The sequence below is a fragment of the Acinetobacter sp. YH12138 genome (assembly GCF_015218525.1).
GTDB lineage: Bacteria > Pseudomonadota > Gammaproteobacteria > Pseudomonadales > Moraxellaceae > Acinetobacter > Acinetobacter amyesii.
In genome coordinates, this window is the sequence record NZ_CP048670.1 from 1,816,198 (window position 1) to 1,829,787 (window position 13,590).

At 40.8% G+C, this 13,590-nt stretch carries 7 protein-coding genes; 3 read left to right on the forward strand and 4 right to left on the reverse strand.

Features of this window, described 5'->3' with window-relative positions:
• Positions 1-9: 9 nt before the first annotated feature.
• From mfd to aspA, 3 genes are all read right to left on the reverse strand, one after another.
• Positions 10-3,477, reverse strand: a complete 3,468-nt coding sequence (gene mfd / locus G0029_RS08830; RefSeq protein ID WP_180106712.1) for a transcription-repair coupling factor — start codon at positions 3,475-3,477, stop codon at positions 10-12.
• Positions 3,478-3,656: 179 nt separating this feature from the next.
• Complete coding sequence (locus G0029_RS08835; RefSeq protein WP_180007827.1) at positions 3,657-4,013, reverse strand: hypothetical protein; 357 nt, start codon at positions 4,011-4,013, stop codon at positions 3,657-3,659.
• A gap of 315 nt (positions 4,014-4,328) precedes the next feature.
• The gene (gene aspA, locus G0029_RS08840) at positions 4,329-5,777 is read right to left on the reverse strand and encodes an aspartate ammonia-lyase (RefSeq protein WP_180109709.1); all 1,449 of its coding nucleotides are present in this window, start codon (positions 5,775-5,777) and stop codon (positions 4,329-4,331) included.
• 423 nt (positions 5,778-6,200) lie between these two features.
• Here aspA and putP point away from each other — a divergent pair, with 423 nt between their 5' ends.
• Positions 6,201-7,703 carry a sodium/proline symporter PutP gene (putP, locus tag G0029_RS08845; RefSeq protein ID WP_180109710.1) on the forward strand — a complete coding sequence of 501 codons (1,503 nt, stop codon included), beginning with the start codon at positions 6,201-6,203 and terminating at the stop codon, positions 7,701-7,703.
• 61 nt (positions 7,704-7,764) lie between these two features.
• Here the strand turns inward: putP and G0029_RS08850 are convergent, their stop codons facing one another.
• Positions 7,765-8,259: an Lrp/AsnC ligand binding domain-containing protein gene (locus tag G0029_RS08850; protein WP_180063832.1), complete on the reverse strand. Its 495-nt coding sequence runs from the start codon at positions 8,257-8,259 to the stop codon at positions 7,765-7,767.
• A 133-nt stretch (positions 8,260-8,392) separates the two neighbouring features.
• On the opposite strand from G0029_RS08850, the gene putA reads away from it, so the two are divergent.
• Both putA and trmA read left to right on the forward strand, forming a co-directional pair.
• Positions 8,393-12,124, forward strand: coding sequence for a trifunctional transcriptional regulator/proline dehydrogenase/L-glutamate gamma-semialdehyde dehydrogenase (gene putA, locus G0029_RS08855; protein WP_180109711.1), 3,732 nt, complete (start codon positions 8,393-8,395; stop codon positions 12,122-12,124).
• Positions 12,125-12,353: 229 nt separating this feature from the next.
• Positions 12,354-13,436 carry a tRNA (uridine(54)-C5)-methyltransferase TrmA gene (gene trmA / locus G0029_RS08860; RefSeq protein ID WP_180109712.1) on the forward strand — a complete coding sequence of 361 codons (1,083 nt, stop codon included), beginning with the start codon at positions 12,354-12,356 and terminating at the stop codon, positions 13,434-13,436.
• Positions 13,437-13,590: the final 154 nt, after the last annotated feature.

Below are 13,590 nucleotides of genomic sequence, written 5' to 3' on the forward strand. Positions count from 1 at the left end.
ACGCCAAATCTAGTGATTTGGCGCTAATTCCTTCAGTAAACTGTCTAATAAGTCATTTATAAATTGAATGCGTTTGTCATATTCTTCGAGCATGACCATCACTTTTAGACGCTGTCCACCTTCCATTCGGAAGAAAGTCGGATGCTTTTGCATCATTTGGATGATGGATATGGCTTGAACTGGTGTATCTGGCGAGAACTCAATACTGCCGCCATGTGAGCTGATATCAATTTTAGTAATACCCAATTGTTCCGCTTTTAAACGCAACTGATGGACAGAGAATAACTGCTTAACTGCTTGTGGTGGTAAGCCAAAACGATCGATCAACTCCATACGAATGTTATCGAGTTTCTCTTGAGTATCCGTATTACTAATACGTTTATAGAACAATAACCGTTGATGTACATCACCTAAATAATCATCTGGAATTAAGGCTGGTATATGCATGCTAATTTCAGCCGTTAATGATAATGGTGAGTCAAAATTAGGTGTTTTGCCTTTTTGAATGGCTTTGGTGGCTTTTTCAAGCATTTCCATATACAGGCTATAACCGATGGTTTGCATTGAGCCACTTTGCTGTTCACCTAGCAACTCACCTGCGCCACGAATTTCTAAGTCTTCTGTAGCCAACATGAAACCCGCACCCAAAGTCGATGCACGAGAAATGGCATCTAGGCGTTTTTCAGCATCACCTTTTAGACCTTTGAGCGAAGGCACTAGTAAATAAGCATAGGCTTGATGGTGCGATCGACCAACACGACCACGTAGTTGGTGCAACTGCGCTAGTCCAAGTTTATCTGCACGCTCAATCAAAATGGTATTGGCGTTTGGTACGTCAATCCCAGTTTCAATAATGGTTGAACACACCAGTACGTTATATTCTTTGTGATAGAACTGTTGCATGATTTGCTCTAGTTCACGCTCACGCATTTGACCATGAGCAACCGCAACACGTGCTTCAGGAACCAATTCCCGTAAGGTTTCTGCCGTACGTTCAATGGTCTCGACTTCGTTGTGTAAGAAATACACTTGTCCACCACGTAGCAATTCACGCAAGATCGCTTCTTTAATCGAATCTCCAGTATGCTCTTGTACAAAGGTTTTCACAGCAAGTCGACGTGCAGGCGGCGTTGCAATAATAGATAGATCACGCATGCCACTAAAAGCCATATTAAGCGTACGTGGAATAGGCGTTGCAGTTAGCGTTAGCATATCAACATCGGCACGTAAGGCTTTAATTCGCTCTTTATCACGTACACCAAAACGGTGCTCTTCATCCACGATCATGAGGCCGAGATTTTTAAATTGCACACTTTCCTGCAAGATTTTATGTGTGCCAATCACAATATCCACTTTGCCTTCTGCGAGGTCTTCAATGGTTTTGGTATGTGATTTTGATGAACCAAAGCGTGATAGGACTTCAATACGTACAGGCCAGTCCGCAAAACGGTCTTTGAAAGACTCGTAGTGCTGCTGTGCCAACAGCGTCGTTGGAACAAGTACAGCCACTTGTTTGTTATTTTGTACTGCCACAAATGCAGCACGCATGGCCACTTCTGTTTTACCAAAACCGACATCACCACAAACCAAGCGATCCATCGGCTTCGCTTGTTGCATGTCATACAGTGTCGCTTCAATAGCATTGGCTTGGTCTAAAGTTTCTTCATAGGCGAAGCCACTGGCAAACTGCATATAGAGACTTTGATCCAGTTCAAATCCATAACCCGGTTTCGAATGACGACGTGCTTGAATATGCAAAAGTTCTGCCGCCACATCATGGATCTGCTCTAAAGCCTTGCGTTTGGCTTTAGACCATGCATCTGTGCCTAATTTATGTAATGGTGCTAGATCAGGGTCACCACCGCTATATCGGCTAATTAAATGCAGGTTTGTTACAGGGACATACACCTTAGCTGCATCGGCATAGTCTAACTGCAAAAACTCATGGTCTTGGTCATCGATACTCAAGGTAATTAAACCTGCATATCGCCCCACACCATAATCAATATGAACCACAGGTGCGCCAATACTGAGCTCGGTTAAACTACGAACAAGAAACTCTTCTGATACTTCCTGTTGGCGTTTACGACGACGTTGAACCACACGGTGTTCATAAAGCTGATTTTCAGAAATTACACTGAGTTTGTCAGTTAGCAATAAACCACGATCTAAGGGCGCATTGGTGATCGCAATCGCATGCATAGAATGCATAAAATCATCAAAACTTTCGACCGTCGGGATATCACCCAAATTTGGACGCAATGCATCTTTTAAGGTTTCACGTCGACCTGCGCTTTCAGCCACCAATAGCACTGGATAATTTGCCGCATCTATATATTGCTTAACCGCAGAAAATGGCTTTTCACGTTTTGGATCGACAGGTAAACGGGGTGGAATCTCAGCTGCAAGATTGATCACGCCAGTGCGTTCATCAAAAGCCTCAGGCGAAGCCACGATACGACGGCAAAGATTTAATTGTTCTAACACTTGATTTGGTTGTAGGAAAATCTGCTCTGGCGGCAAAATCGGTTGGTCGACATTATGACGGCGGTCTTCATAACGACGCACAATATCCGACCAAAACTGAATCAATGTGTCATCAATAGCTTTATCTGTAATGACAATGCCATTCTCTGGTAAGTACGAAAATAGCGTACTTTGCTCTTTCATGGCTTGTTCAGAGAAGAACAACGGAAAATAAAACTCAATACCCGGTGAAGCTATGCCATCTTGTACATCCTGATAAATTGGATTTTTCTTTGGATTTGCCGTCGGAAAATTTTCCGCATATCGATCACGAAACAGTGAGCGCGCTTCTTTTAATGGAAATTCTTTTGCAGGTAAAACCGTAAAATGATCTAAGTTTTGGGTGGTTCGCTGAGTTTCAGGATCAAAGAATTTGAGGGTATCGATTTCATCATCAAATAAGTCAATACGAATCGGTGAACTTTGCCCCGAAGCGTAAATATCCATGATGCTGCCGCGTACTGCAAATTCACCATGATCATAAACGGTATCCACCAAGTGATAGCCCGCTTGTACTAATCTTAATTTTTGTTGTTCGATATCAAATTTTTGACCCACTTTAATATCAAAGTGTTCACCTAATACCCAAGATGCAGGCGCAACTCGCTGCGCTAAAGTTGTTGCTGAAACCAACAACACACCTTGCTGTGGCATATTGGACAAAATCGCCAAGCGCTCAGAAACGATGTCTTGATGTGGCGATAGGCGGTCATAAGGTAAAATTTCCCAATCAGGGAAAATAGTCGGCTTAATTCCGTAAAATTCCAGCTCACTTTCTAACTGCCCGAGATGCTGATTATTACGTGCTACAATCACAAACAACTGTTTCGATTGTTTGCTAATTTCTTTAAATAATAATGCAGCAGATGAGCCCTGTAAGTTTCCGACCCACCGCTTTTCGCCAGCTTTGAGCTGTTTAAGATTGAGTTGTGAAATTTCTTGCTGGAACATGATGTAAATAGCTTTTAATGTTTTAATCACTTAGTGATCATATTAACACGATGCTTTTTACATTCCGAGATTTAAGCAACTATATACAGTGTTTTAACCAATGTGGATTTGCGATTGTATTTTCTATTGATGAGTACCCTAAACGCACCCATCAAACTCAAACACTGCAGTCCATTCACTTACTTACGATCACGGATGAATTGACGATAATAATCATTCAATAGTTTGACATAGTGTTTAAATTGCAAAAGATTTTCTTCAGTATTGCCTAATCGTGCAACAAAGCGTTGATTTGCAATTTCCAAGTCTATTTTTTCATTGATAATCATTGCAGTGGCATAGAGCTGTTTTAAATCATCGAAATTTGTCATTTTTCTATTCGACAAGTATTCCATACGTTCAGACAAAGTATTTAAAACTACGCCTTCAATGATATAGCCCTGAGTTTCATCATATTGAATGTGGTGTTGTTCTAAGTAAAGTTGCTCAGGCGACTCTTTAGCGCCTTTGAATAAATCGACTAACTTATTAAACATCTGACTATCTACAACATGATAAAAAACCTATTGTACTTCGATTACATCCTTTTTTGGGCAAGTTAAAGTATTTCTGACTTTATCTATGCGCTAAATTTTTCATCCAAACCTTCATGACTATATAGAACTATAATTACGATCTTAAGCAAATATAGCGTTTTATTTTCAACCCAATACTTTCTTTTAGAAATCTAAAACATCACTGCCATCAGATTAGTTTTCTAGATTTACCACTGATTTCTTCAAATAAAAAACGAAGGATTAACCTTCGTCATTTACTCATCATGGGGCTATTTAAAAGTCTTAAATAAGCATTTAACTCACTTGAGCGAGTGGCATACTAAATGGTGTCACTTCAGAAACTAAATTTTCAATCGAGAAAATTTCATCCAATTGACTTACAGTTAACAGCTCTTGCTCTAAAACCACTTGGCGAATGGTTTTATTTTCGGCAATACATTGCTTACCGATTTCATCACATTTTGCATGACCTAAATATGGATCGAGTAAGGTCACGATTCCTACACTACGCATCACAGCATCAAAACATGCTTGCTCATTTGCCTGAATTCCTTGGATACATTTGCTATCTAATGTTTTTACGGCATTCACCAAAAGCTCAATCGATTCATTCATGGACAATGCAATGACCGGCTCCATGACATTTAATTGTAATTGCCCTGCTTCTGCGGCTAAAGTTATGGTTAAATCATTGCCCATCACTCGAAATGCAATTTGGTTGACCACTTCAGGGATCACAGGATTGACCTTTGCAGGCATAATGGACGAACCTGCTTGTAACTCAGGTAAACGAATTTCCGCTAAACCTGTTCGTGGCCCCGAACTTAAAAGACGTAAGTCATTACAGATTTTAGAAAGTTTGACAGCTAAACGTTTTAAGCAGCTGGATAATAAAATAAATACGCCACAATCGCTGGTTGCTTCGACATAGTCTTCTGCACCTTGCAATTTTAGACCGGTCAAATGAGCTAGATTTTCAACGGCCTTCGCTGCATAACCCGCAGGAGAATTCACGCCAGTGCCAATTGCCGTCGCACCTAAATTAATTTCCAATAGAAGCTGTCGATTTTGCTCAATCAACTTCAAATCTTCTTTTAATAATGTTGCAAATGCTCGGAACTCTTGCCCCAAAGTCATCGGAACAGCATCTTGTAACTGTGTACGCCCCATTTTGATGACATGTTTAAACTCATCGGCTTTAATATGTAAGCTTCCAATTAGCTGATTTAAAACCACAAATAAAGCATCAAAAGCGCTAAATGTTGCTAGACGCAGCGCTGTTGGATAGACATCATTGGTGGATTGTGACTTATTAACATGGTCGTTGGGATGAATCCGTTGATAACTGCCTTTCGCATCTCCGAGCGACTCAAGGGCAATATTGGCAATGACTTCATTGGCATTCATGTTAATAGAAGTGCCTGCTCCACCTTGATAAATATCAATTGGAAATGAATCTGCCCATTGTTCAGGATGATCAATCAATGCATCACACGCCTGCTGAATCGCTTGGCGAATATCATCTTGTATTAAGTTAAATTGATAATTGGTTTCTGCTGACGCTTTTTTTACCTGAGCAATAGCGCGTACAAAGTTTAAATTTTGTCCGACATGCTGCTTTGATATTTGAAAGTTTTCGATGGCACGCAATGTATGTATACCGTAATAACATGACTGCGGGACTGCTTTATCCCCCAATAAATCATGCTCTATTCTCGTTTTTTCCATTTGAACCGTTGTCACTGCGCATTCCCTCTAATTACGCACCAAGACTGTGCATACCTCATATTCGACCTGTTCAAATCATCTCACTACAGATGATGTGATGCACATTTGCAACAAAATATTTCAAATGCACATTTCTTGTTCACCATGTAACATTGTGTAATTTTTACCTAATTTCATTAGTTCTCTTTTTGTGATGAGAAGTCTTAGGTAGAGTTACTTACCAAAATTTAAATTCCCTTCTGGACAACATTTCAGCAGCACAATAAAAAATTCGATTTGTAATAAGAAAAAATATCATTTACATAAAACATACATAAAATATGCTTAAAGGTTACAGAGTGTAATTTTTAAATCGTGCTTGAATCTGCGACTTACGACAGAAGTACAAATTTTCATCTAGGACAGAGATGATTTGCTTTCATTAAGGACGAACCGCCTATGAGCCATTTAAACCCGACATTAGTCACCTTTATTTTTTATATTCTTGCAATGCTTGCCATTGGTTTGTATGCCTACAAAGCTACGCATAACTTTGACGAATACATTTTAGGTGGACGAAGTTTAGGAAGTGTTGTGACTGCACTTTCAGCAGGTGCATCCGACATGAGTGGTTGGCTACTCATGGGTCTCCCTGGTGCAATTTATCTATCTGGTCTTTCCGAAGCTTGGATTGCAATCGGCTTAATTATCGGTGCTTGGTTGAACTGGTTGATCGTTGCTGGTCGCTTGCGTGTTCATACCGAATATCAAAATAATGCCCTGACCCTGCCCGATTATTTCACGAGCCGTTTTGCAGACCGTAAAAAGATTTTACGTATCATTTCAGCTGTAGTGATTTTAGTGTTCTTTGCGATTTACTGTGCTTCTGGCATGGTGGCTGGCGCACGACTTTTCGAAAGTTTATTCGGTTGGAACTACACAACAGCACTGTGGATTGGTGCAATTGCAACCATTAGCTATGTCTGTATTGGTGGATTCTTAGCGATCAGTTGGACCGATACTTTCCAAGCGGGTCTGATGATCTTTGCACTGCTGATCACACCGATCATCGCCTACCTTGCTTTAGGTGATAACAGTCAAAATCTTGCTGCTATTTTGGAAACAGCTCGCCCGCAAGCTTCTAATTTATTTGAAGGTTTAAGTACAGTTGCGATTTTATCCAGCATGGCATGGGGCTTAGGCTATTTTGGTCAACCGCATATCTTGGTTCGCTTTATGGCAGCCGATTCTGTTAAAACCATTCCAAATGCACGTCGCATTGGAATGACATGGATGATCCTATGTCTAGGCGGTGCTGTAGCAGCGGGTTATATCGGTATTGCTTACTTCCAAGTCCACCCAGAACTTGCAGGTGTCGTTAATGCCAACCCTGAAACGGTATTTATGGAATTGACTAAAATTCTATTCAATCCGTGGGTTGCAGGGATTATTTTAGCCGCAATTTTAGCTGCGGTGATGAGCACACTTAGCTGTCAGTTATTGGTTTGCTCAACCACCTTGACGGAAGATTTGTACAAAGGATTTATTCGTAAAAATGCATCGCAAAAAGAATTGGTTTGGATTGGACGTGCGATGGTCTTGGCAATTGCCGTATTTGCAATCACCTTTGCAATGAACCCTGCAAGTAAAGTTTTAGGCTTAGTGGCTTATGCATGGGCAGGTTTCGGTGCTGCATTTGGCCCACTGATTATTCTTTCATTGCTGTGGAAACGTATGACGCTTAACGGAGCAATCATTGGCATGATCGTAGGTGCTGTGACTGTCATCGTGTGGAAAAACTACTTAGGCCACCTTGGTTTATACGAAATCATTCCAGGCTTTATTTTCTCTGCGATCAGTATCGTTGTGGTGAGCTTATTGGGCAAAGCACCAGAGGCGGATGTGGTTGAACGCTTTGAAAAAGCCGAAGCGCAATATCAAAAAGAAATGTCTGAAATCTAAAATTTTTGACACTAAAAAGGGGCTAAATGCCCCTTTTTAGTACTCAATTATTGATGATTAGCTACTTCGGCCGAGCCGCAGGTTTCAGCTTAATTTGCATACTTTCTTTGATCACTTCCATCACAGGATAACTACGCGTTTCCTTGATACCAGGTAATTGCCAAAGCACCTGCCCTGAAATTTTTCTAAATTCTTCCATATTTGCACAGCGTATTTTCACTACAAAATCAAAACCGCCGCTGATCATATGACATTCTACAATTTCTGGAATTTGACGCACTGCATCCGAAAAATCTTCCAATACATTGGGCGTAGTTTTATCTAGTAAAATCTCCACAAAAACCACAAATCCATTATTGAGTAAGACCGGATTTAAACGTGCTTCATAGCCTAAAATAAAGCCTTCTTTCGATAATTTTTGCACACGTGCCAACGCCGCAGTGGGTGATAAATTCACCATTTCTGCAAGCTTAATATTGGACAATTTTCCGTCGTCTTGCAGCAGCTCTAAAATTCGAATATCTATACGGTCTAAGCTCAAATATGGGCTAGTCATCTGAATTTTTCTCTAAATATTATTAAAACTATAGTGAGTTATTCGCTAAATATTCTGTGATGATAAATTAAATAAAGGATCAAGCTCAAGATTTATTTGCTCGTCATAGAACTTTGACACGGAAAATTGAAACATGAATGGAAAAGTATTTGAAGTCACGGGAAGCGATGACTACATCACTGAATTTAAAGACAAGAATAGCTTTGAACAATTGATTAATACAGCATGGCGTCGTGCTGAAACTGAGTGCATTGAAAACTTATTAGCACACATTGAAATCCCTTCCCCGATCAGCGATCAAATTCAACAATTGGCTTTTGACTTAGCCCATTCATTACGTGAACGTAAAAGCGGTACAGGTAAAGCAGGCATTGTACAAGGCTTGCTACAAGAGTTTTCATTGTCTTCTCAGGAAGGCATCGCGCTCATGTGTTTAGCTGAAGCGCTACTCCGTATTCCAGACAAAGCAACACGTGATTTACTGATCAAAGATAAAATCAACCAAGGTAACTGGAAAGATCATGTTGGCCAAAGTAGCCTCATGTTCGTTAATGCTGCTGCTTGGGGATTAATGCTGACGGGCAAACTGATGGAAACCCCTCAACAAAAAAGTCTGTCTAGCCTACTGACCGGTATTTTAGCACGCAGTGGACGTGGCATTATCCGCAAAGCTGTCGACGTGGCTATGCGTATGATGGGCGAACAGTTTGTCACAGGCGAAACCATCAATGAAGCGCTTAAACATGCAGAAGCATTAGAAGACAAAGGCTTCCGTTATTCATATGACATGTTGGGTGAAGCAGCATTAACTGAACCTGATGCAGAACGTTATTATCAAGACTATACCGATGCGATCCACGCGATTGGTCAAGCTTCTGAAGGTAAGGATGTTTATAACGGCGCAGGTATTTCGATCAAATTATCTGCCCTACACCCGCGCTATCAACGTTCACAGATCGACCGTGTGCATAACGAACTTTATGGCAAAGTGCTTGAACTTGCAGTATTAGCCAAGCATTACAATATTGGTCTAAACATCGATGCTGAAGAAACTGACCGCCTAGAAATTTCTTTGGAACTACTTGAGCGCCTGTGTTTCGAGCCTAAATTAGCAGACTGGAAAGGTATTGGATTTGTGATTCAAGCCTACCAAAAACGCTGTTTCTATGTGGTCGACCATATTATTGACCTCGCTAAGCGTAGCCAAAAACGTTTAATGATCCGCTTAGTGAAAGGTGCATACTGGGACAGCGAAATTAAGAAAGCGCAAATTGAAGGTATGAGTGACTATCCTGTATTTACGCGCAAAGTTCATACCGACCTGTCTTATATTGCATGTGCTAAAAAACTTTTAGCAGCACCTGAGCAAATTTATCCTCAGTTTGCAACACACAATGCGCAAACCGTTGCTACGATCTACCAATTAGCACAGCCAGAGCTTTACTATCCAGGCCAGTATGAATTTCAGTGCCTTCACGGCATGGGTGAACCCCTCTATGAACAAGTGGTGGGTTCGAAGTCTGATAACAAACTGGGTGTGCCTTGTCGTATTTATGCACCAGTGGGTAACCATGAAACCTTATTGGCCTATTTAGTTCGACGTTTACTGGAAAATGGTGCGAATACCTCTTTCGTCAACCGTATTGCAGATAAAAATTTAAAAATTGAAGATTTAATTGAAAATCCAAGACAAACGATATTAGCGGCTGCTGAAAAAGAAGGTGTGACTGGCGCTAAGCATCCATCCATCCCATTTCCGCAAGATTTGTATGGCTCAGAACGTCGCAACTCAAAAGGACTCGATTTAGCCAATGATCGCGACTTATCTCAGCTCAATACCACGGCAGTACAGCATGCACATACCCAGTGGCATGCTAGTGCAATGGGCGCTAATTTAGAAGAAATTCATACTGCAAGTATCAACATTACAAACCCTGCAAACCGTAGTGATGTGGTCGGTAGTGTCAGCGAAGCCAGTTTAGAACAAGCGGAAATCGCTCTCAATAATGCGGTAAATGCCCAAGGTTCATGGAAAACTTTAGACAAAGATCAGCGTGCAGCATGCTTAAACCGTGCGGCGGATTTGATGGAAGCACAATTGCAATCTCTGATGGTGTTGTTGTCACGTGAAAGTGGTAAAACTTATGCCAATGCTATTGCTGAAGTCCGTGAAGCTGTAGATTTCCTACGTTATTATGCAGCTCAAATAATTGATCTAGCAGAGAATACGCAAATTGAACCCCTAGGTACTGTGCTGTGCATTAGCCCATGGAACTTCCCGCTTGCTATTTTCACAGGTCAAATTGCTGCAGCCTTGGTTGCAGGTAATACCGTGATTGCCAAGCCTGCTGAACAAACGCCTCTGATTGCTGCTCAAGCTGTACATATTTTATGGGAAGCAGGTGTTCCCTTCGATGTATTGCAACTTCTCCCTGGCCGTGGCGAAACCATTGGGGCCAAACTCAGCGCGGACTCACGTGTCCAAGTCATCATGTTTACAGGCTCAACGGAAGTCGCACGTATCTTGCAAAAAACCGTTGCACAGCGCTTAAACCAATTTAGCGAAAGTGTGGTTTTGATTGCTGAAACTGGTGGTCAAAATGCCATGATTGTTGACTCATCAGCATTGACAGAACAAGTGGTATTGGATGTCGTTAACTCTGCCTATGACAGTGCAGGTCAACGCTGTTCTGCCCTGCGTATTCTCTGTGTGCAAGAAGATAATGTGGACGTAGTCCGTACCATGTTACAAGGTGCGATGAAGCAACTTCGTGTCGGAAATCCTGCACTTTTAGCAACTGACATTGGCCCAGTGATCGACCTTGAAGCACAACAAAATATTGAAAAACATATTGAGAAGATGCGTAGCAAAGGCTATCCCGTACATCAAATCATGTTTAATGCTGATAGCAATGCGTTAAGTACGGGAACTTTTGTTGCACCAACTTTAATTGAACTTCCACATTTAAATGATTTAGAACGCGAAGTTTTTGGGCCAGTATTGCATTTAATCACCTACAAATATGGTGAGATTGAAAACCTATTAACGCAAATTAATGCCAAAGGTTATGGTTTAACCATGGGCTTGCATACACGTATTGATGACACGATTCAAAAAGTTATCGGTCATGCAGAAGTTGGCAACCTATACATTAACCGTAATATTGTAGGCGCTGTGGTTGGTGTACAACCTTTTGGCGGCGAGGGCTTATCAGGTACTGGTCCAAAAGCGGGCGGTCCTTTATATCTTTACCGTTTAATGCATCAAGTTTCTGAGAAAAAACTGGCTACACCTTATGCTGCTCAGGCAGAAACACAAGCTGCACACTTCCCTGCATATGAAGCTTTTAACGCTTGGGCGAAGCAGCATTTTTCAGGCATTGCGATTCAAACACCACAGGCCATAGCCGCAGGACAAAGTTTTGAACTGCAAGGACCAACCGGTGAAAACAACCAATATACCATTTTGGCACGTAAGGGTGTGCTTTCATTAGCTAATAATGATGCAGATCAACTGAATCAAATTGCTGCGATTTTATCGGTGGGTAGTCAGCCCGTCGTACTTGCAGACAATACTTTTGTGTTGAAACACTTAAATAGCATGCCAAAAATCCTCGTGGACCAATTTAAAGTGATCACGGATCTTTATCATGGCAATTTTGATGCAGTTTTACATCATGGTGAAAAAGCTGAGTTATTAAAAATTCAACAAGTCATTGCATCTCGTGAAGGTGCAATTATTGGCATTACGCATTTAGCTTCAGGCCAATATGACATCCCTGTAGAGCGTTTCGTGATTGAGCGGGCAATCAGTGTCAATACAGCGGCAGCCGGTGGTAATGCTAGCTTAATGACAATGAATTAAACACTGAATTGAACTCCAACTAATCAGTTCCTCACTTAGCTCAATCTTTATGAATGTTCCATAAAGATTGAGCGTTTTTTTAACTTCCCCTCGATAAAAGTTCTGTTTAGCGTATTCAGACTCATTTTCTCGACAGATAAATACAGCCAAAAGTGGAATTAATTTAGTCTTATAAGGTGAATTTTGCTAACATGACTTTTTTTAATATGTTTGCGATTTTTTACTGCATATGACTTCAACTTATCAGCAACAACTTGATGCCAAAGTTGCCCGCATTACGGCTCAATTTTCAGAATACAACCCTCCCTCTTTAGAAGTTTTTCCTTCTGCTGAACAAAACTTTCGTATGCGAGCGGAATTCCGAATTTGGCATACTGAAAATGATATGTTCTATGCAATGTTTGAACGCAATTCAGACAATGAAAAACAAGTTGTCGAAATTAAAGATTTCCCGATTGCAGATAAAAGCATTAATGATTTAATGCCCTTATTATTAAATGAACTCAAGGCGCAAAAGATCTTATCTAGCCGTTTATTTGAGGTTCATTTCTTAGCAACGCTGAAAGGTGAAATGCTGGTTTCATTGGTTTACCGTTGCCCACTCAATGCTGAATGGGAAGTTGCTGCCAAAGCGCTGTCTGAAAAGCTCAATATCAAGATTTATGGCCGTAGTCGTGGTCAGCGCGTGATTTTAACTGATGACTATGTGGTTGAAGAACTCCAAGTATTTGACCGTAAATATCAGTATAAACAAATTGAAAGTAGCTTCACACAGCCAAATGCCGGCGTATGTCAAAAAATGCTGGAATGGGCATGTCAGGCTGCCGATCACTCTGATAAAGACTTACTTGAGCTTTACTGTGGTAATGGTAATTTCACACTGCCTCTTTCAACACGCTTTAATCGCGTTTTGGCAACAGAATTAGCCAAGTCTTCAGTCTATGCCGCACAGTGGAATATTGAGCAAAATGGCATTGATAATATCCAAGTGGCTCGTCTATCAGCTGAAGAGTTCACCCAAGCCTACAATGCTGAACGTACATTCCGCCGCCTTGAAGAAGCTGAAATTGAAATTACGAGCTATAACTTCAATACAGTATTTGTCGATCCACCGCGTGCAGGTATCGATGATGAAACACTAAAACTGTTGCAACGTTTTGAACGCATTATCTATATTTCATGCAACCCAGATACTTTGCATGACAATCTCAAACTACTTTCACAAACGCATAAAATCAGCAAATTTGCCTTATTTGATCAGTTCCCTTATACACACCATGTAGAGTCTGGCGTGTTTCTTGAGAAGATTTAAACAAATTATTTCAAGTCATGTTGCTGTCATAAAAGGAGCTTTCTAAAAGCTCCTTTTTTATATTCTAAAAAAGCTTTATTTTCTCGTCACATGCATATTTATGAACAGCTTTAAGAACAAATAAGTTAAAGATTTTAAAAGTCCAATCGAAAAA

Excerpts from the sequence above, each read along its gene's own strand:
- mfd (WP_180106712.1), bottom strand. The coding sequence starts at position 3,477 with ATGTTCCAGCAAGAAATTTCACAACTCAATCTTAAACAGCTCAAAGCT.
- G0029_RS08835 (WP_180007827.1), bottom strand. The coding sequence starts at position 4,013 with ATGTTTAATAAGTTAGTCGATTTATTCAAAGGCGCTAAAGAGTCGCCT.
- putP (WP_180109710.1), top strand. The coding sequence starts at position 6,201 with ATGAGCCATTTAAACCCGACATTAGTCACCTTTATTTTTTATATTCTT.
- G0029_RS08850 (WP_180063832.1), bottom strand. The coding sequence starts at position 8,259 with ATGACTAGCCCATATTTGAGCTTAGACCGTATAGATATTCGAATTTTA.
- putA (WP_180109711.1), top strand. The coding sequence starts at position 8,393 with ATGAATGGAAAAGTATTTGAAGTCACGGGAAGCGATGACTACATCACT.
- trmA (WP_180109712.1), top strand. The coding sequence starts at position 12,354 with ATGACTTCAACTTATCAGCAACAACTTGATGCCAAAGTTGCCCGCATT.